Raw genomic sequence first — 18147 nt, 5'->3', positions numbered from 1 at the left:
CTTCGGACGTCGTAGGGGTTCCAGGAGCAGTCCAGTGGTGGTCCGACGGCGAGCGGGGCACAGGTGATCCGGGTACTGGTGGTCGACGACGAAGCCCTGATCCGTACGGGCTTCGAGCACATCCTCAACTCCGCGGACGACATCGACGTGGTGGCCGCGGTCCCCGGCGGCCGGGCGGTCCACGCCGTACGGGAACTGCGCCCCGAGGTCGTTCTGCTGGACATCCGTATGCCGGACGTGGACGGGCTCACCGTCCTCGCCGAGCTCAGGAGACTCCCCCGCCCTCCCGTGGTGGCCATGCTCACCACCTTCGACATGGACGAGTACGTGGCCGCCGCCCTGCGTTCGGGGGCCGCCGGCTTCCTCCTCAAGGACACCGACCCGGAGCAACTGCCCTATCTCGTACGGACCTTGGCGGCGGGCGGCGTCGTCCTGTCGTCCACGGTGACCCGTACCGTGGTGGACGGCTACCTGGACAACGGCCCCCGGGAGGCCGCCGTCCGGCTCGTCGACCGGCTGACCGAACGCGAGCGCGCCGTTCTCGTCCTCATCACCGAGGGGCTGTCCAACACCGACATCGCCGACCGGATGCATCTGAGCACGGGCACGGTCAAGGACCATGTCAGCGCCCTCCTCACCAAGTTGGAGGTGGCCAGCCGGGTGCAGGCGGCGCTGCTGGCGGAGCGCGCGGGTCTGCTCAGACCGTCGCGTTCCGTCGGTGGCGGACGTCCTGTCGGTGGGGGACGTCCTGTCGGTGGCGGATATTCCGTCGATGGCGATCGTTCCGGCGGCGGCGGACAGGAGGGCCGATGAGGTTGAGGTCTCCCACCCGCACCCCGCAAGGGCCGGTGATGGACGCCGTGCTCGTCGCGGCGTCACTGCTGGACGTGTGGATCCATGACGTGGGCACCCATCACCCCGGGGAGCTGGCCACCGCCCTGCTCGCGGCCTGCGCGCTCGTCATGCGCCGCCGGCTGCCGCTGCCGACCTTTCTGCTCACCCTGCCGACCGCCCTGTTCACCGACGCGGTGTTCGCCACACTGGTGGCGCTGTACACCCTCGCCTCGCGCACCCACCACCGGGTGCCGCTGGCCGTGTGCGCGCTGGCGTTCGCGGTCTGCGACCTCACCTGGTGGTCGTGGCCGTCACCGGAGTTCACCGACCTCGACGACCGCCAGGCCCTGATCCCCATCTCCTACAGCGTGGCGCAGGCGACCGCCCCGCTCTTCCTCGGGCAGCTCGTCCAGGCCCGCCGCGAGCTGTCCCTGCGTCTCGTCGAGGTCTCCGAGGCGCGTGAGCACGAGCGGCTGCTGGTCGCGCAGGGTGTCCTGGCGAAGGAACGGGCCCAGCTCGCCCGGGAGATGCACGATGCCGTCTCCCACCAGGTCAGCCTGATAGCGGTGCGGGCCGGGGCCCTCCAGGTCGGCAGCCGGGACCCGGAGGTGAAGGAGGCCGCGGCCACGATACGGCTGCTCGGCGTGCAGACCCTGGACGAGCTGCGGCACATGGTGGGCATACTGCGCGCCTCCGGCAGCCGCCCCACCGAACTGACCCCGCAGCCCTCCCTCGCCGACCTCGACCGGCTCGTCACCGGCAGCGGTATCGACACCGACCTGCGCACGGATCTGCCCGCCGACCTCCCGCCGCCCGTGCAACGCGCCGTCTACCGCACGGTGCAGGAGGCCCTCACCAACATCCGCAAGCACGCCCCCGGCGCCACGGCCACCATCCGCGTCCACCAGCGCGACGGCACCCTCCGCGCGACCGTCACCAACACCGCGCCCAGCCGCCCGGCCCTCTCCCTGCCGGGCGCCCACCACGGCCTGATCGGCCTGCGCCAGCGAGCCGAACTCCTCGGCGGAACGGTCACGTCCAGGCACCTGCGGGACGGGGGCTACGAACTGCGACTGGAGCTCCCGATGGACGGGACACCATGAGCGGCCCGGGGCCGGCCGGCGGCACGCACCACCGGGACGATCCCGAGTACGCCCGCGAACGAACCCGAACCCGGCCCGGGGCACCCGGTCATGCGCTACGCAACACTGACGGACTGACCCCGCACTCCGCTCCGCCCCGTCAAGCGGAACGTTTCATCCAGTCGATCGAATCGCTCCGGCCACCCCGAGCGATCCGAACGGTCCGAACGGTCCGAACGGTCCGTCCTGTCCACCCACTCCGCCCTGTCTCCCCGATCCGTCCGCAGCGCGAGAACGCCCGCCCGCAGTGCCGTCACGATGAGATGCGTACGGTTCTTCGCGCACAGCTTCTCCCGGAGGCTGCGCATATGGGATGCCACCGTGCGGGGTGAGATCGACAGCCGCCGGGACATGTCCGCGTCCGACATACCGTGGGCCGCCAGAAGAAGGATCTCCAGTTCCCGGGCGCTGAGTCGGCCGGAGCTGTCCACTGCCATGGGTGCCTGCCTTGTTCGGAGGGGGTCGGGGACCCGTGTGTCGTCCAGGTGGTGCGGCTGTGACTCTTCCGTGACACCCGGGACCCGGCCATCGACCATTCGACCGATACCCGGCAGTAGTCATCGGCCGATCGGCCCCGGTCCTTCCGCGCGCGGCGGACCTTTGGCCGGGAACGCGCCAACCGCCCGATTCGGTAAGGCTGTTCGTGCCGACGTTCGTGCGGTCGTTCGTGCCGCCGTTCGTTCGACCGGCTTCCGCGGACTGCCGGACCGGCCACGTGATCCATGGCATGCTCGGCCGCGTGAGCAGCGCCCCCACACGCGTGATGATCGCCGACGACCAGGATCTGGTCCGCGCCGGCTTCCGTCTCATCCTCGACGCCCAGGAGGGCATCGAGGTGGTCGGAGAGGCCGCCGACGGGCTCGCGTGCGTCGAGCTGGCGCGCGCGTTGCGGCCGGATGTGTGCCTGGTGGACGTCCGTATGCCGAAGCTGGACGGGCTGGAGGTGACCCGGCTGCTGTCCGGCCCCGGGGCGACGCATCCGACCCAGGTCGTGGTGGTCACCAGTTTCGACCAGGACGACTACCTCAACATCGCGCTGCGCAACGGCGCTTGCGGCTTCCTCCTGAAGGACGCCGCGCCCGCGTTGCTGATCGAGGCGGTGCGGGCGGCGGCGCGCGGGGACGCGCTGGTGTCGCCCGGGGTGACGGTCCGGCTGCTGAAGCAGCTGGAGGAGCGGGCGTCGGTCCCGGCGGACGGCACGGGTGTGCCCGAATCGGCGCTCAGCGCACGGGAGTTGGATGTGGCCCGGCTGGTCGCGGTGGGCCGCACCAATCAGGAGATCAGCGACGAGCTGTGTCTGTCCCTGTCCACCGTGAAGACGCACCTGGGCCATATCCACCACAAGCTGGGGGTGCGCAACCGTGTCGAGGTGGCGGCGTGGGCGTGGGCCAACGGAGCGGTACGGAGCGGGCGTTGACGGAGATTCCGTGAACACCGCGTAGTCGATCTGTGTCGCTGCCCACAGATCGATCCACCGCCCGCCAGTGAAGCATGTCCATGCCTAGCCTGGGCTGCCATGACAACCTCGTCACTCGCGGCACTCTCGGCACGAGCGACCGAGCCGCATCTCGGCCCCCCTCGGTTACCCGCGCGGCAGCTGAGCCACCGCGCCCTGTACCCGGCGCTGGGCGTGCTGTGGCTGCTCGACATGGCCATCATCGGGTCCCAGCAGCGCGGCCCCGTGGACTGGCTGCCCCTGTTCACCGGCCCCGTCGCCCTGGCCCTGGTGCTCGTGCCGGAGCCGAGGCTGAGCACCGAGTGGCGTACGGGTTTCTGCGCGGCCGTCTCGACGTCGGTGACGCTGGGCACCTCCCTGATGGGGTGGGCCATGCCCGAGTGGGGGCTGCTGGAGACGGCGTGCATGCTGGTCCTGCTCGCCCGCACCTGCCGCGACGTCACCCGGCCCGGCGTAGCCCTCGCCCTCGCGGCCGCGATGGGCGCCAGCATCATCGACGAGCCCCTGCGCACCGGGGGTACGGGCATCACCCTCACCTACCCCTTCCTGCTGACGTTCGCGGTCGGCGGGGCCGTCGGTGCGGGCTGCTATCTGCGCACCCTGGACGCCCGGCGCCGTCGTACGATCGCCTCCGTCCGGCTCGCCGAGCGCATCCAACTCGCCCGGGAACTGCACGACTTCGTCGCCCACCATGTGACGGGCATCATCGCGCAGGCCCACGCCGCCGGGGTGATCCACGAGAGCGCGCCCCAGCAGATCGGCCCCATCCTGGGCAACATCGCCGAGGCGGGGCAGCGGACCATGGACTCGATGCGCCGGCTGATCCGGGTGCTGCGCGAGGACGGCGAGCAGACCTCCATCGAGCGCCCCGAGGAGCCGTACGCCGAACTCACCAAGCTGGTCTCGGCGTTCGGCGACCAGGGGGACGGTTCGACCGCCCAGCTGGAGATCACCGGAGCGGCCCGGCGGAGCGTTCTGTTGCCCGAGGTGGGCTCGGCGGTCCATCGCGTGGTGCAGGAGGCGCTGACCAACGTACGGCGGCACGCTCCGGGCACCCAGGCGACGGTGCGCGTCCATCGCACCCGGGACGACCTGCTCCGGGTCGACGTGTACAACACCGGGCCCGAGCGGCGGGTCTCCCGCCCCACGGGTGGCCGCGGCGGCTATGGCCTGATCGGGCTGCGCGAGCGGGCGGAGGCGGTCGGCGGCTCCCTGGCGGCGGGCCCCGACGACGACGGTGGCTGGTGGCTCATCGCCCATTTCCCGGTCGTCGCGCGAGCCGCGCTCCAGAGCACCGAGGAATCCGCCGACGCGGGCCCGGCGTCCCGTCGGCCGTCCGGCCGTCACGCCAAGCCGAACGCGCATACGGAGCCGGAGCCGGACATGAGTTGGGACGCGGGTTAGGACGCGGGCCGGGGCGACCCGGGGGCGTGAATTAGGCAATTCTGCGAATCGCGCCGGACCGCCCCACCCTCTAATCTCGGAGAGCCAAAGGCGCCGGGACGGCCTTCTCACGTCCCGCAGAGCGGTGAATCGGCCCGGACCGGGCCCTTCCGAGGGCCCGTTCCACCGCTTTCCCGTCCAGCTTTCCCGTCCGCCGCGTTCCCGTTCCACCGCTTTACCGTCTCACCGCTTTACCGTCCGCCGCGTTCCCGTTGCTCCGCCATCCCGTCCGCAGCTTTCCCGTCCGCAGCTTCCCGTCCGCCACGTCGCCGTCCGACGGACCGGTCCCCATCGCCGAGGAGGCGCAGGAGAGTATGAGTACGGCCGTAGTGGTGGGCAGTGGTCCGAACGGTCTCGCGGCCGCCGTGTTCCTCGCCCGCGAAGGCGTCGAGGTCACCGTCCTGGAGGCCGCCGACAGCATCGGCGGCGGCACCCGCACCAGCGAACTGACCCCGGGCCTCCTGCACGACCACTGTTCCGCCACGCATCCCATGGCCGTCGGCTCGCCGTTCCTGCGGGGTCTCGACCTCGCCCGCCACGGTCTCACCTGGTGCCTGCCGGACATCGACTGCGTGCATCCGCTGGACTCCGGGGAGGCCGGGGTCCTGCACCGGTCGGTGGCGGAGACCGCCGACGGGCTCGGTGGGGAGGACGGCCGCAGATGGCGGCGGGTGTTCGGGCCGCTCGCGGAGGGCTACGACGCGCTCGCCGAGGACCTCATGCGGCCCCTCGCGCATCTCCCGCGCCATCCCCTGCGGCTGGCCGCCTTCGGCCCGCAGGCCCTGCTGCCCACCGCCGCGGTGGCCCGGCTGTGGCGGTCGGAGAGCGCCCGGGCGCTCTTCGCCGGGGTGGCCGCGCACGCGTTCCGCCCGTTCGACCGGCCGGCGAGCGCCGCGGTCGGCCTGACGATCATCGCCGCCGGTCACCGGCACGGCTGGCCGGTGGCCGCGGGCGGTTCCCGGGCGATCGCCGACGCGCTCGCGGCCCAGCTCACGGAGTTCGGCGGCCGGATCGAGACCGGTGCACGGGTGCGTTCCCGTGCCGATCTGCCCCCGGCCGACCTGGTCCTGTTCGACCTCGCGCCCCGCGCGGTCGCCGACATCCTGGGCGACCTGCTGCCCGGGCGGGTGGCCCGCGCCTATCGCCGCTACCGTCACGGCCCCGGCGCCTTCAAGGTCGACTTCGCCGTCCAGGACGGAGTGCCCTGGGCGAACGAGGCGGCGCGCCGGGCCGGCACCGTCCATCTCGGCGGGACCTACGCGGAGGTCGCCGCCACCGAGCGGGCGATCCACACCGGGCGTATGCCGGAACGGCCGTTCGTCCTCGTCGGACAGCAGTACCTGGCCGACCCACGGCGGTCGAAGGGCGACGTCCACCCGGTCTGGACGTACGCGCACGTCCCGCACGGCTACGACGGCGACGCCACGGAGGCGGTCGTCGCGCAGATCGAACGGTTCGCCCCCGGATTCCGCGAACGGATCCTGGACATGGCCGTCCGCCCGCCGGCCGGCTTCGAGGAGTACAACCCGAACTACGTGGGCGGTGACATCGTCGCCGGGGCGAACACCGCCTTCCAGCTCGTCATGCGCCCCCGCGCCGCGCTCGACCCCTACAGCACCGGCGTGCCGGGCATGTACATCTGCTCGGCGGCCACGCCACCGGGAGCCGGCGCCCACGGCATGTGCGGGGCGAACGCCGCCGCCTCGGCACTGCGCGGACTTCGCCGATAATCCCCTTCCCGAAAAGGCCCGGACCGTGCGGTTCGGGCCTTTTCCGTGCCGCCCGCACCCTGTGAAACCCACCACTCTCGAATTCGGCAATTTTCTGGATGTGAGGGCCCTGCGGCCGCCCGTAGTGTTCTTTCTCGAAGGGCACGGAAAAAGGTTCTCCGAAGCCCTCGGAACGAAAGGGAAAAGCGAATGAGCAGCATTGCGAAGGCGATGGACCGCATGGACCTCCCCGTGGAGGGTGTCATCCTCGCGTCCGCTCGTCCGACCCTCGGTACCCCGCGCATCGGCCGGATCGCGAACGCCAACAACGCGTTCAACGCGCTGGGCGGACTGGCGGACCTGGCCCAGGCGGCGGGCGGTGTCGCCCAGGTGGTCGGCGCCGCAAGCGCGGTGGAGGCCAACCAGGCCGCCGCGGACGCCAACCAGGCCGTCGCGAACGCCGCGAACGCCCAGGCCGCGGCCGCCGGCGGCGTCTGATCCACTCCGGACGGCCTGGCTCCCCGCGGCTGTCCGTAGCTGATCGACGCAGCACATGAAAACTGCCGGGCCAGAGGTGTGTTCTGGCCCGGCAGTGTGTCTTGAGGCAAATAAATCGCAACCAGAGGCTACCACGAAAGAGGGGCCCGTGAAATTCAGCGGAAAAATTCCTTCCGTCATTCCGGAAAGGATCACCTCTGCGGTGTTCGGACCGGCTCCGGTCGCCAGGGATCGCGCCATCGGCATGTCCGAGCGACTGGCCGCCGTGTCCAGCCTGCAGTCCTCCCTGGAGTACCTGACCCAGCGCAAGGACATCGAGAAGGGCGGCATGAACGACTGGGAGGTCGCCCGGCAGTACCTGGCCGGCGCCGGTCCCCTGACGCGCCGTCTGGTCGACGGCGTCAGCGGGGTGCGGACCACGACCGCCCTGCACATCGCCCGCTCCGCCGTGGCTCTCGGCATGCTGCTGCCCGGCGACTCCCGCTGGCGGGGCGCGGGCAACGTCTTCCTCGGCGCGTCGTCCGCCGTGCTCTCCCCACGCCACCACTACGGCGGCGACGGCTCCGACCAGGTCGCCACCCTGGTGCAACTGGCCACCGGCGCGGCCCGGTTGGCGCCCTCACCGGCGGCCAAGGACGCACTGCTGTGGTACGCCGCCCTCCAGGCAAACATGGCGTACGCGGTGTCCGGCTGGGTCAAGCTCTTCGGCAGGCCCTGGCGCGACGCCACCGCGCTCGGCGGTGTGATGCGCACCCGTACGTACGGGCACGAGGGCATGTTCCGGTGGACGCGGGAGCACCCGAGGACCGCCAAGGTGCTGACGCACAGCGTGCTGGCACTGGAGTGTCTCTTCCCGCTCGCGTACGCCAAGGGCGGCAGACTGACCCGCTCCATGATCACGAGCGCGGCGGCGTTCCACGTGGCCAACGGCTACTTCATGGGCCTCGGCAGGTTCGTGACCGCCTTCCCCGCGTTCCACCCCCTGGTCGCCTACACCAGCGCCCCCCGGTCCCACGCCGCCGTCGCCGGCCGCGACGACCGTGCCCTGACGGCCGCCGTCGCCGCGCTCGCCGCCGGTACCGCCGCCGCCGGCGTCACCGCCGTACGACGCCGACTGCGCACCACCGAGGGCTGGCACACCTCCCGCACCCTGACCACACGGCACGGGAACCGGCTCCAGTACGAGGAGTACGCGCCCGGCGACCCCGGACAGCCCGTCGTCGTGCTGGCGAGCGGACTGCTGTCGACCAGCGAGCACTACGCCTGGATCGCCGAACGCCTCTGCTACGAGACCCGGTACGGGGTCGTCGCCTACGCCCGCGCCGGATACGCCGGCAGCCGGCGCCGGGCCACCACCGCCTTCCGGCTGTCGGAGTCCGTCCACGACCTCGTCGACCTCGTGAACGGCGCCGTCGCCCCGCACCGCAGGGTGATCCTCGTCGGCCACTCCATCGGCGGCGAACTGGCCCGCCGTGCGGCCCGCCATCTCGGCGACCGTCTCCAGGGCATCGTCTACCTCGACTCCTCCCACCCCGGCCAGTTCAGCGGCGGCCTGGGCGCGGTCGAGAAGGGCCTGGCCGGCAATCTCACCTCGGTCGGCCGGGCGCTGCGGCTGGGCACCGGCATGCTCCTCACCCGCCCGGCATGGATCAGTGAACTGCCGTACGCCTACCGGAAGAAGGTCTTCGCGCAGTACACGGACGCCCGCATGTGGGAGGCCGCGCGCCGCGAATGGAAGGCCGTACGGGCCGACTTCGCGTCCTTCACCGGCGCGCTCGCCCGGATCGAGGGCGTGCCCGCGCTGGTGGTCTCCGCCCAGCGGACCGTGGACCGCAACCCCGAACAGCTGCTGCTCCACCGGGAGCTGGCCGAGGCCCATGTCGGCGCGCGCACCGAGAGCGTCGTCATCGAGGGCGCCACCCACGAGAGCATGCTGATCACCAGCCGTTACGCGCACCAGGTGACGGACCGGATCGTCGCGTTCTTCGACGCCCCCGACACCCCCGGCGGCCGTGACCGCCACTCCCCCGCGCCTCCCACGGCCTCCGCGTCCCCGGTGTCCCACGCATCGTCCGCGCCGTCCGCGTCCCGATCCGCCCGCCCCGTCTCCCGGAAGGAGGCCGCCCGATGACCTCCCGCCTCACCCGTCTCTCCCTGCCGCGGCTGCGGCTGAAGAACGCGCTCACCGGTGAGGGCGCCCCCTGGCGGATCGCCGGAGCCGCCGTGCTCCTGCTGACGCTCGCCGGCCAGCACCCGCACCACGACTTCGGCCGCGTCCGGAGCCGGGACCACTTCTCCCTGCTGCCGAACTGGCGGTTCTTCGCCCCGCTCCCGGCCATGTTCGACTACCACTTCCTGTACCGCACCGTGGCCGCCGACGGCACCGCCTCGACCTGGCGCGACTCCAGCGGCATCGAGGACCGCAAGCCCCTGCACCTGGTCTGGTTCCCGACCCGCCGTGCCGACAAGTCCGTCTTCGACGCGTGCCAGGAGATCCTGCCCCGCCTCGAACAGGGCTTCGCTGCCGCCGCCCACACCCCCGGCTACCGCCTGATCACCGAGCACGTCCGCACCCGTATCGCGGCCGAGGACACCCCGACCGACGACGTCAGGGGCTTCCAGTTCGCCCTGGCCTCCGGCACCGGCTACGACCTGCGTCAGGGCCCCCAACTCATGTTCGTCTCCCCGTTCGTACCGCTCGACCCGCACGCGCCGAGCACCCCGCTCACACCGTCCGAACCGTCCGAACGCTCCGAACCGTCCGAGCGGGCCACCCCGTCCGCCTCCGCCAAGACCGAAGTGAGGGCCTGACCATGAGCCTCGACAACCCCTTCTTCCTCAGCGGCCTCGCGCTCGTCGGGTTCGGCTTCATCAGGGCGGCCCTGCTGTACGTCCAGGTCGTACGCGAGCGCAAGCAGGACGGGAGTGACACCGAATGAAGCCCGCCGGCACGCGGCCCCCGACCAGGCCGCGGGCCGTGCACCGGGCGGTTCCGCAGCTCCATCTCCATCTGCTGTGGGGCAAGGGCGCCAAACCGTGGCAGGCGCTCGGCCGGCACCGGGGACTGATCGTGCTGGGCATCCTGCTGGGCCTGGTGGGCGCAGCGACCTCGCTGGCCCAGCCCGCGATCATCGGCGAACTGGTCGCCGCCGTGGAGGAACGACGGCCGATCACCGGCCCCATCCTGATCGGCGCGGCCCTCTTCATCGCCGACGCCGTCTTCGGCGCCCTGCACTCGTACGTGATCGGGCTGGCCGGGGAGAACATCGTCTACGACATCCGCAGCAATCTCGCCGCCCGGCTGCTGCGCTCCCGGTTCCGGGCGTACAGCGGCTGGAAGCAGGGCGATGTGTTCGCCCGGATGGTCAGCGACACGCTCCTCGCCCGCACCACGATGACGCACGCCATCGACAGCATCATCCAGAACGGTTTCCTGGTCGTCGGCGGTATCGCGCTGATGGCATGGGTCGACGAGGTGCTGCTCCTCGCCACGGTGGGCTGTCTCGGCATCACCAGCGTCATCTCGCTCTGGCTGGCCCGCGCGGTACGGAAGGTGTCGATCACCAACCAGACCGACACCGGCAACTTCGGCTCCGCGCTGATGCGGGTGCTGGGCGCGATGCCGACCGTGAAGGCGTCCCGGGCCGAGGGCCGGGAGGCGGAGGGCATCGCGGACATCGCGAAACAGGCCCGCAAGTCCGGGATCAAGGTGACGGTGCTGTCGTCGCTCCTCGACCCCACCATGAGCATCGGCACCCAGCTCGCCCTGACCGTCGTCATCGCCCTGGGCGCGGCCCGCACCGCGACCGGCGAGATGACCGCCGCCGACCTGACGGCGTTCATCCTCTACCTGTTCTATCTGGTGGCCCCGCTGCTGACGCTGTTCACGTCCATCGCGCAGTTCCAGGTCGGCCGGGCGTCGATCGACCGTCTGGCGGAGCTGGGCAGGATCGAGGTGGAGGGCGACCGGCGGACGGAGCCCCGGACCGAGCGCAAGCGCGGCAGCCGCGCCCCCGGGGGCGGTTACGGCAGCGGTCTCGCCTTCGACAAGGTGACCTTCGCCTACCCGGGCAGCGACAAGGTCGTCCTCGACGACGTCTCCTTCAAGGTCCCCGCCACCGGTCTCACCGCCGTCGTCGGCCCGTCCGGCGCCGGCAAGAGCACCGTCTTCCAGCTCATCGAGCGGCTCTTCGACCCGGTGTCCGGGGCGATCCGTATCGACGGCACGGACATCACCGACCTGCCGCTGAACCAACTCCGGTCCGTCGTCGGGTACGTCGACCAGGACCACACCCTGCTGCGCGGCACCGTCCGGGAGAACCTCACCTACAGCGCGCCGGACGCCGGTGACAAGGACATCGCCGAGGCGCTGCGCATGGCCAACCTGACCGAGGTGATCGCCGCGCTGCCGCTCGGCCTCGACACCGAACTCGGTGACCGGGGCGCCGGTCTGTCGGGCGGTCAGCGGCAACGCCTCGCCATCGCCCGTACATTGCTGCAGGCGCCCCGGTTCCTGCTGCTGGACGAGGCCACCGCCAACCTCGACACCGAGTCGGAGAACGCGCTGCGCGACAGCATCGCCATGATCTCCGACTTCTGCGCGGTCATCGCCATCGCCCACCGGCTGTCCACCGTCACCGAGGCCCAGCAGATCGTCGTACTCGACCGGGGCGAGGTGCACGCCGTCGGCACCCACGACGAACTCCACCGGCACAGCGACCTCTACCGCCGGCTCGCCCGGCTCCAGGCGCTCAGCGACGTGGCGTCCTGACCCAAGAACCCCACAGGAGAACAGAGTTCGGGAGAACAGACCCACCGACAGGAGAACCTGATGAACGACTTCCTGCTGATCCCTTTCGTGGTGGCCCTCGGCATCGTCGGCTTCCTGATCACCACCCGGGCCGTCAGCACCCCCGCCGTCATCGGCGCCGCGCTCGTGGTGCTGCTCGGCGCCTGCTCACAGGCCAGAAGGAACGCCCATCCGAGGACCACCCCACCCAAGAAACGGAGCCAACACCGATGAACACACCCACGAAGTCCGCCCCGTCCGCCCCGTCCGTCCCTCCCACCCCTCCCACCCCTCCCACCCCTCCCACCACGAGCGAGATCATCGACGACATCGGCTACGGCCGGCAGTTCGACGACTGGTACCACCGCCTCTTCCCCGACGACGCGTCCGTCACCGCCGAGGTCGAACGCCTGGTCTCGCTCCACCCCGACCCGGCCTCGGGCACCGTCGAGTTCGGCGTCGGCAACGGACGGATCGCGCTCCCGCTGTCGCGCCGCGTCGGCCGGATCACCGGCGTCGACTCCTCCCCCGAGATGCTCGGCCTGCTGCGCCGGAACCTGACCGACGACACCCCCGTCGAGCCCGTACACGCCGACATCCGCACCTACACCGCCGACCGCACCGTGGGGCTCGTCTACGCCATCTGCGCCACCCTGTCGATGCTCCTGACCCCCGAGGAGCAGCGGCAGGCCGTACAGCGCGCCGCCGACCTGCTGACTCCCGGCGGCCGGCTCGTCGTGGAGACCCACAACAAGCCGGCCGTCCTCGCCCTGCACGAAGGCCGCGCCCGCGCCACGTACTTCACGCCCTACCCGGAGCCCGGCACCGGCCTGCAGAGCCACTCCCTCCTCCTGCCCGAGGGGTCGCTGTGGCACCTCTCCCACGTCTGGTACGAGTCCGACGGCACGACCCGCGTCGGCACCGAGGTCTCCCGCCTGACCACCCCGGAGGAGCTCGACACCTACGCCCGCACCGCCGGCCTCCACCCCGAACACCGCTTCGGCGACTGGCCCACCGACACGCCCCCGTACGCCCCGACCTCCCCCCTGGCCATCTGCACGTACGTCAAGCCTTGAGGCCCGGGGACAGTGAGGGGGCCGGGCCGGGACATCTCCCCGGCCCGGCCCCCTCACCACTTCTCCCGCCTCGCCTCCGGCCCGGCGTCGCCTGTGTCACAGAGCGATCAGACCCGCGGCTGTCTCCTTGAACCCACAGGCATCGACATAGAACGACCGCAGCCGCTCCTCGAAGTCGACGTGAAGCCATTCACACCGCGCGGCACGGGCTTCGCGGGCCGCGGTGGCGACCAACTCCGCGCCGACACCCCGCGTCCGGCGATGCCGTGCGACCACCGTGTCCAGGACGAACGCATGGACTCCCCCGTCCCAGGCGACGTTCACGAAGCCGATCAGAGCGCCGTCCTCCCACGCGCACACCCAGCCGAGGCTGTGCCGCTCCAGCCGTGCCCGCCACTCGGTCCGGCCGACCGGGTGGCCGAAGCCGTCGGCGTGCAGCGCGTTGAGAGAGGCGTTGTCGAAGTCGCCCCGCCACTCGTACTCGATCGTCACGCCTCGATCGTAGTGACCACCGCCGAATGATCACTGACGGATTGAAAACCCATCACCAGGCCATGCCCATGGTCATGGCCATATTGCCCCCGAGGAGCCCGTCCAGGACTTCGAGGCCGAGCGGCCCGGAGGCGCCCGCCCCGGTGCCGTGCGTCTCGTCCAGGGAGCAACAGAGTTGAACGCGTTCAAAAAGAAGAGCTACCCTGATGCCGAGCGGAGCCGAGGGGGTTCGATGAAGGTAGTGCTGCCCGGAGGAACCGGACAGGTGGGCGTGATTCTCGACCGTGCGCTGACAGCGGCCGGCCATGAGGTCACCGTGCTCACCCGGCGCCCCACGCGGGCGCACGACATCGGCTGGGACGGGGCCACGCTCGGACGTTGGGCCTCGGCGATCGACGGCTGCGATGTCGTGATCAACCTGGCCGGGCGCAGCGTCTCCTGCCGTTACACCCCGGAGAACATGCGGGCCATGATGGACTCCCGGGTGGATTCGGCCCGGGTGGTCGGCGAGGCGATCGCCGCCGCCGCACGGCCGCCGCGCGTCTGGCTGCAGATGAGTACGGCGACGATCTACGCCCACGGCTTCGACACGGCACATGACGAGAAGACCGGGGTGATCGGCGGCTCGGAGGCCGGGGTGCCGGACTACTGGGCGTACAGCGTCGAGATCGCGAAGAACTGGGAGCGGGCACAGGCCGAGGCCCCGACTCCCGCGACCCGCAAGGTGGCGTTGCGGACGGCGATGGTCATGAGCCCGGACCGGGGCGGTGTGTTCGACATACTGTCGCGGCTGACACGACTCGGGCTCGGCGGTCCGGTGGCCGGCGGCACGCAGTACGTCTCCTGGATCGGCGACGAGGACTTCGTACGAGCGGTCGACTTCCTGATCGCCCGGGACGACATCGAGGGGCCGGTGAACCTCGCCTCGCCCAGCCCCGTTCCGCACCGCGACTTCATGCGGTCGCTGCGCAAAGCCTGGGGCGTCCCGGTGGGGCTTCCGGCGACACGCTGGATGGCCGAGCTGGGGGCCTTCGCACTGCGCTCGGACACGGAACTGCTCTTCAAGAGCCGCCGAGTGATCCCGGGCAGGCTGCGCGCGGCCGGATTCGACTTCGCCCATCCCGACTGGGAACGCACCGCCGCCTCCCTCGTCCAGCGGGCCAAGCCGGTTCGTACGGCATCGGGCCGGACCCGTGAATCGAGCAGCCGCACCGCGTAGCCGACCTCTCGCCAGGAAGCGAAGCGGTTCCGGCTCGGCAACAACCGATCGCCGTACGGCTAACGGCAATCGCCGTACGGCTCACGGCTCACGGCTCACGGCACCTTCGTCTCCAGGACATTCACCCGGGGCAGGGAACGGTGCCGGTGGTGCGCGTCGGCCACCTCCGCCAACGAGGGGCGCCCCACCGCGCGATAGGCCATCACAAGGAGTTCGTTGGCGAGTGCTTCGCGGGCCGGGTCACCACCCGACGCCCAGTGCAGGTCCCGGCCCAGGACCAGCGCTTCCGCCGGATCGCCCGCCGCGCACCGGCGCCGGGCCTCCCGCACGCCCGCGTCCAGCGCGTCGCTGTCCTCGAACAGGTCATACATGTACGTCGCGAACTTGTACTCGTCGGCCCGGCCATGGGCAGGACGGTCCAGCGCCGTCTCCCCCACCGCCAGGGCGCCCGCACCGTCCAGCGTGGTCAGCCGGCCGGGGTCCACGGGCGGGACGACCGCGTCGTAGGCCATGGAGTAGGCGATGCCCACCTCGGGCCGGCCCCCGGTCTCCACCCCGGTCAGTGCCTCGCGCAGCAGGCCCAGGCGGGACTTGCGCGCGGACACCTCCTCGTCCTGCACATCGTCGTCCAGGTCGCGCCAGTGGCGTTCGAGGATCGCGCGCAGCGCCTCCAGCGGTGTCGCCGCGGTCGTGTCGATCCCGTCGCCGTCGTTGTTGTAGTAGGAGGCGACTCCACGGCAGGTGCGGCCGTCGTCGAACCACAGACCGTGGTGGAGACCGTCGGAACCGGCGTGCATGAAGGTCAGGAACTCGGGCGGGTCGCGGTAGTAACGGCCGTGCACCCGTACGTCGATGCCGTCACGCGGCCGCAGACCGGCGTCGGCGAAGAGGTCCATGATGCCGGCCGGGGACACGTCGAGCTCCCGGAGGGCTTGCTGTTCCACGGGGCCGAGGGACTCCAGGAAGTCCGAGAACCGGAAGATCGAATCAGGCAGTTCGAATCCCCAGTCCCGAAGGAACCGCTCCTCGACACGGGCCCGGCCTGCCGAGTTCCCGCTCTTCTTCCCGACCATCCGAAGTCCCCCAGTTCCTCTGCGTACGGCGCGACGGCGCGACGCCGACCTTCCACGACGCCGCTCTTCCGCGACGACGATCTTCCGCGACATCACGATGCCGCACCCACGCCCGTACTTCCAACTGCGGCCCCCTCCCCCGGCGCCAGGCCCATGAAGCCTCAACACGACCTGCCGCTGACCGGCTCGTCCGTTCGGTGCCGGGAACGGACCGAGGGCTGGACGCCGGTGTTCTTCCAGCCGGAGAGGCGAACGAGGTATGGGGCCCCGCGCCGGCCGAAGCTCGGCGGTGCGGGACCCCGCCCACGCCACCGGTACCCAGCGGGTACCTAGCCGTCGATGTCGAGCGCTGTTCCGTACAACCGGTCCACCTTCAACCGGATGACCACTCGGCGCTCGGCGACCATCTGCTCCAGGAACGCGGCTTCGTCCTCGGGCTCGGCGGCCCGCGAGAGGATGCCGAGCAGTTCCCGCCCCACCGCGTCACCGGGGACCGTCGTGATCTCGGAGACCTCGGCCTCGCCTTCGGCGACAGCGAACGACCACACATCGCCGCCCTGCACATGCAGCGCCGCACGCGGGTTGCGCCCCAGATGGCCGACCTTGATCCGGTCGGCGATCGTCGAGAACCGCACGATGCGGGCGTCGGCGTCCCAGCTGTACAGCATGGTGGTCAGGTGCGGGTGGCCACTGCGCTTGACGGTGGCGAGCGTACCGAACTGCTGCCGGCCGAGCAGGTCGGAGAGGGCTGCGTCCGACAGGGGGCGAGGAGCGGGTCCTTGAGTCATGACGTGATCAACGCCCTTGGCCGCCCAGCAATTTCATGGGGCGTGGTCCGGGCCACCGTGGTTTCAGAGAGGCGCGTTCGCGAGGGAGGGCCGCTCAGGCCGCACGTGCCCTGATCGACGATGTAGACGTGGAAGGGGCTGACCAGAGTCTCCGAACGCCTAGGCGCTTTCGCCACAACAGCTCGCCCTGCGCTCGACGAAGCGACGCTCCCCGTGAACGCCGACGATGCCTGAACCCGATGTCCGAACACACCGTGGGCAAGGCTCTCGTGGTGATCCTGTAGGTGTGCAGGTCATGGATATGAGGCGGGCGAGTCGGCTCACGTGAGGAGTTCCGCGAGCAGGGCCATCTCGGAGGGTGGGTCGATCACCGGCTGGATGAGGAGTTCGTCGACGCCGGCCTGTTCCAGGGTGGTGATGCGGGCGAGGAGGTCGTCGCGGGTGCCGACCAGGGCCAGGGCGTTCATCAGCGAGGGCAGAACCAGGTCCCGGTCCTGTGGTGCGATGCGTCCGAGGTAGTTGGCGTAGAGCTTGGTGTGCCGGTCCGGCGCGGTGGCGGTGGTACCTCGCCGGTCGAGGAGCCGCCGCACCGCCTCGCGTTCCTCGGAACCGAGTTGGTCCACGAGGGCGGATGTGTCGGCGGCCGTGTCGGCGGCGAAGGCCAGCAGCGACAGGACGAGGTGACCCGTCGCGTCCCGGGCCGCGTCGCCGTGGGGGTCCTCGTCCTCGTCGAGCAGGTGGAGCGAGGTGACCACATACGAGTCTGCCCGGCGGCCCGTGTGGGAGTCGGGGTCGCGGGGTGTGCCCTGGTCGGCGTTGCGGCGGGTGTCGTGCAGCGCGCGCCAGGCGGTGGGGTCCAGCAGGCCGAAGGAGATGAGGCCGGTGCCGCGACGGCCGGCGATGGCGGCGGCCTTCGGTCCTAGCAGCGCGGCCACGACGAACTCGACCGGGTCGGCGGTGTTCACGTGCGCCCCGGTGTGCAGGAACCGGATGTCGCGGACCCGGTCACCTTCCCGGTACTCGGTCGGACGTCCGGCACACAGGTCCTGCAGTGCGGCGGTGAAGTCCTCCAGCCTGGCCGCCGTGGTCGGCCGCATGCCCAGGGTGCGCCGGGCGGTGTTCCCGCTGCCGACGCCGCAGATGATCCGGCCCGGTGCCAGCGCGTTGAGGCTGACGAGCCCGCTCGCGGCGGCCGGGGCCGAGCGCAGCGCCGGTGAGGTCACCCCGATGCCGAGCCTGATCCGGCTGGTGGCCTTCACACACAGGCTCAGCGCGACGAAGGGGTCGCCATGGACCATTGGGCTGTCGTTGACCCAGAAACTGTGCAGGCCCAACTCCTCGGCCCGCACGGCGAGATCCTCCACACCGGGTTGCGCGGCGACAACGACACCTGCACGCATCAGAACCTCCGAGGTGCGAGGTCGAATCGGACCCGCTCAGCATCGCAGGTCCCGGCGCAGGTCCGTGGACGCCGATGACCTTCCCAAGTCGCCTGCCTGCAACGGAGCTTCGACGTACCTTCGCTGTGCCTTCGATGTGCCATCAATGTGCCTTCGATGCGCCTTCGGTCTGCCATGTCGTGTCTCGTGAATGCCCTGCCGCCGCACCGGATGGCGGGCCTGGTCCCC

18 protein-coding genes are annotated in these 18147 nt (G+C 71.0%); 13 read left to right on the top strand and 5 right to left on the bottom strand.

The genetic code is table 11. The features are described from left to right. Positions 1–63 precede the first annotated feature (63 nt). Positions 64–813, top strand: coding sequence for a response regulator (locus ABT147_RS35095; RefSeq protein WP_351413834.1), 750 nt, complete (start codon positions 64–66; stop codon positions 811–813). Further along, complete coding sequence (locus ABT147_RS35090) at positions 810–1937, top strand: sensor histidine kinase (protein ID WP_351413832.1); 1128 nt, start codon at positions 810–812, stop codon at positions 1935–1937. The genes ABT147_RS35095 and ABT147_RS35090 overlap by 4 nt, the downstream gene beginning before the upstream one ends. A gap of 95 nt (positions 1938–2032) precedes the next feature. Here ABT147_RS35090 and ABT147_RS35085 read toward each other — a convergent pair whose 3' ends face one another. Next, positions 2033–2413 (bottom strand): response regulator transcription factor, encoded by a 381-nt coding sequence (locus ABT147_RS35085; RefSeq protein ID WP_351413829.1) that lies wholly within the window; start codon positions 2411–2413, stop codon positions 2033–2035. A 290-nt stretch (positions 2414–2703) separates the two neighbouring features. Here ABT147_RS35085 and ABT147_RS35080 point away from each other — a divergent pair, with 290 nt between their 5' ends. The 10 genes from ABT147_RS35080 to ABT147_RS35035 all read left to right on the top strand — a co-directional run bounded on the left by ABT147_RS35080 (position 2704) and on the right by ABT147_RS35035 (position 12947). Then, positions 2704–3393, top strand: a complete 690-nt coding sequence (locus tag ABT147_RS35080; RefSeq protein ID WP_351413827.1) for a response regulator — start codon at positions 2704–2706, stop codon at positions 3391–3393. A gap of 99 nt (positions 3394–3492) precedes the next feature. Beyond that, complete coding sequence (locus tag ABT147_RS35075) at positions 3493–4836, top strand: sensor histidine kinase (protein ID WP_351413825.1); 1344 nt, start codon at positions 3493–3495, stop codon at positions 4834–4836. A 353-nt stretch (positions 4837–5189) separates the two neighbouring features. After that, the gene (locus ABT147_RS35070) at positions 5190–6605 is read left to right on the top strand and encodes a phytoene desaturase family protein (protein ID WP_351413822.1); all 1416 of its coding nucleotides are present in this window, start codon (positions 5190–5192) and stop codon (positions 6603–6605) included. Positions 6606–6794: 189 nt separating this feature from the next. Then, a complete protein-coding gene (locus ABT147_RS35065; RefSeq protein ID WP_351413819.1) occupies positions 6795–7082 on the top strand; it encodes a hypothetical protein in 288 nt (95 codons plus the stop codon). Positions 7083–7326: 244 nt separating this feature from the next. Beyond that, positions 7327–9213, top strand: coding sequence for an alpha/beta fold hydrolase (locus ABT147_RS35060; protein WP_351413817.1), 1887 nt, complete (start codon positions 7327–7329; stop codon positions 9211–9213). After that, a complete protein-coding gene (locus ABT147_RS35055) occupies positions 9210–9893 on the top strand; it encodes a hypothetical protein (RefSeq protein ID WP_351413815.1) in 684 nt (227 codons plus the stop codon). The genes ABT147_RS35060 and ABT147_RS35055 overlap by 4 nt, the downstream gene beginning before the upstream one ends. A 2-nt stretch (positions 9894–9895) precedes the next feature. Continuing rightward, entirely contained in the window at positions 9896–10021 is a 126-nt protein-coding gene (locus ABT147_RS35050) for a hypothetical protein (RefSeq protein WP_351413813.1), read from the top strand. Then, a complete protein-coding gene (locus ABT147_RS35045) occupies positions 10018–11853 on the top strand; it encodes an ABC transporter ATP-binding protein (RefSeq protein WP_351413811.1) in 1836 nt (611 codons plus the stop codon). The genes ABT147_RS35050 and ABT147_RS35045 overlap by 4 nt, the downstream gene beginning before the upstream one ends. Before the next feature lie 60 nt (positions 11854–11913). Next, on the top strand, positions 11914–12105 hold the full coding sequence (locus ABT147_RS35040) for a hypothetical protein (RefSeq protein ID WP_351413809.1): 192 nt from the start codon (positions 11914–11916) through the stop codon (positions 12103–12105). Further along, a complete protein-coding gene (locus ABT147_RS35035) occupies positions 12102–12947 on the top strand; it encodes a class I SAM-dependent methyltransferase (protein WP_351413807.1) in 846 nt (281 codons plus the stop codon). The genes ABT147_RS35040 and ABT147_RS35035 overlap by 4 nt, the downstream gene beginning before the upstream one ends. Positions 12948–13043: 96 nt before the next feature. Here ABT147_RS35035 and ABT147_RS35030 read toward each other — a convergent pair whose 3' ends face one another. Next, positions 13044–13439 carry a GNAT family N-acetyltransferase gene (locus ABT147_RS35030; RefSeq protein WP_351413805.1) on the bottom strand — a complete coding sequence of 132 codons (396 nt, stop codon included), beginning with the start codon at positions 13437–13439 and terminating at the stop codon, positions 13044–13046. Positions 13440–13671: 232 nt separating this feature from the next. Here ABT147_RS35030 and ABT147_RS35025 point away from each other — a divergent pair, with 232 nt between their 5' ends. Beyond that, complete coding sequence (locus tag ABT147_RS35025; RefSeq protein WP_351413803.1) at positions 13672–14658, top strand: TIGR01777 family oxidoreductase; 987 nt, start codon at positions 13672–13674, stop codon at positions 14656–14658. A 95-nt stretch (positions 14659–14753) separates the two neighbouring features. On the opposite strand, the gene ABT147_RS35020 is transcribed toward ABT147_RS35025, so the two are convergent. The 3 genes from ABT147_RS35020 to ABT147_RS35010 form a co-directional block, all read right to left on the bottom strand. Then, complete coding sequence (locus ABT147_RS35020; RefSeq protein ID WP_351413800.1) at positions 14754–15731, bottom strand: ADP-ribosylation family protein; 978 nt, start codon at positions 15729–15731, stop codon at positions 14754–14756. Between the two features lie 329 nt (positions 15732–16060). Continuing rightward, positions 16061–16519, bottom strand: coding sequence for a PPOX class F420-dependent oxidoreductase (locus tag ABT147_RS35015; protein ID WP_351413798.1), 459 nt, complete (start codon positions 16517–16519; stop codon positions 16061–16063). 320 nt (positions 16520–16839) lie between these two features. Continuing rightward, complete coding sequence (locus ABT147_RS35010; protein WP_351413796.1) at positions 16840–17919, bottom strand: LLM class flavin-dependent oxidoreductase; 1080 nt, start codon at positions 17917–17919, stop codon at positions 16840–16842. Between the last annotated feature and the right edge of the window lie 228 nt (positions 17920–18147).

The organism is Streptomyces sp. NPDC001868 (genome assembly GCF_040297125.1).
Classification (GTDB): domain Bacteria; phylum Actinomycetota; class Actinomycetes; order Streptomycetales; family Streptomycetaceae; genus Streptomyces.
Note: the sequence above shows the minus strand (reverse complement) of the source record. Positions and strands in the feature narration are given on the sequence as shown.

Bases quoted from the DNA above. Each gene is read 5' to 3' on its own strand.
- ABT147_RS35090 (WP_351413832.1), top strand. From the start codon at position 810: ATGAGGTTGAGGTCTCCCACCCGCACCCCGCAAGGGCCGGTGATGGAC.
- ABT147_RS35085 (WP_351413829.1), bottom strand. From the start codon at position 2,413: ATGGCAGTGGACAGCTCCGGCCGACTCAGCGCCCGGGAACTGGAGATC.
- ABT147_RS35080 (WP_351413827.1), top strand. From the start codon at position 2,704: ATGCTCGGCCGCGTGAGCAGCGCCCCCACACGCGTGATGATCGCCGAC.
- ABT147_RS35075 (WP_351413825.1), top strand. From the start codon at position 3,493: ATGACAACCTCGTCACTCGCGGCACTCTCGGCACGAGCGACCGAGCCG.
- ABT147_RS35070 (WP_351413822.1), top strand. From the start codon at position 5,190: ATGAGTACGGCCGTAGTGGTGGGCAGTGGTCCGAACGGTCTCGCGGCC.
- ABT147_RS35065 (WP_351413819.1), top strand. From the start codon at position 6,795: ATGAGCAGCATTGCGAAGGCGATGGACCGCATGGACCTCCCCGTGGAG.
- ABT147_RS35060 (WP_351413817.1), top strand. From the start codon at position 7,327: ATGTCCGAGCGACTGGCCGCCGTGTCCAGCCTGCAGTCCTCCCTGGAG.
- ABT147_RS35055 (WP_351413815.1), top strand. From the start codon at position 9,210: ATGACCTCCCGCCTCACCCGTCTCTCCCTGCCGCGGCTGCGGCTGAAG.
- ABT147_RS35050 (WP_351413813.1), top strand. From the start codon at position 9,896: ATGAGCCTCGACAACCCCTTCTTCCTCAGCGGCCTCGCGCTCGTCGGG.
- ABT147_RS35045 (WP_351413811.1), top strand. From the start codon at position 10,018: ATGAAGCCCGCCGGCACGCGGCCCCCGACCAGGCCGCGGGCCGTGCAC.
- ABT147_RS35040 (WP_351413809.1), top strand. From the start codon at position 11,914: ATGAACGACTTCCTGCTGATCCCTTTCGTGGTGGCCCTCGGCATCGTC.
- ABT147_RS35035 (WP_351413807.1), top strand. From the start codon at position 12,102: ATGAACACACCCACGAAGTCCGCCCCGTCCGCCCCGTCCGTCCCTCCC.
- ABT147_RS35025 (WP_351413803.1), top strand. From the start codon at position 13,672: ATGAAGGTAGTGCTGCCCGGAGGAACCGGACAGGTGGGCGTGATTCTC.
- ABT147_RS35020 (WP_351413800.1), bottom strand. From the start codon at position 15,731: ATGGTCGGGAAGAAGAGCGGGAACTCGGCAGGCCGGGCCCGTGTCGAG.
- ABT147_RS35015 (WP_351413798.1), bottom strand. From the start codon at position 16,519: ATGACTCAAGGACCCGCTCCTCGCCCCCTGTCGGACGCAGCCCTCTCC.
- ABT147_RS35010 (WP_351413796.1), bottom strand. From the start codon at position 17,919: ATGCGTGCAGGTGTCGTTGTCGCCGCGCAACCCGGTGTGGAGGATCTC.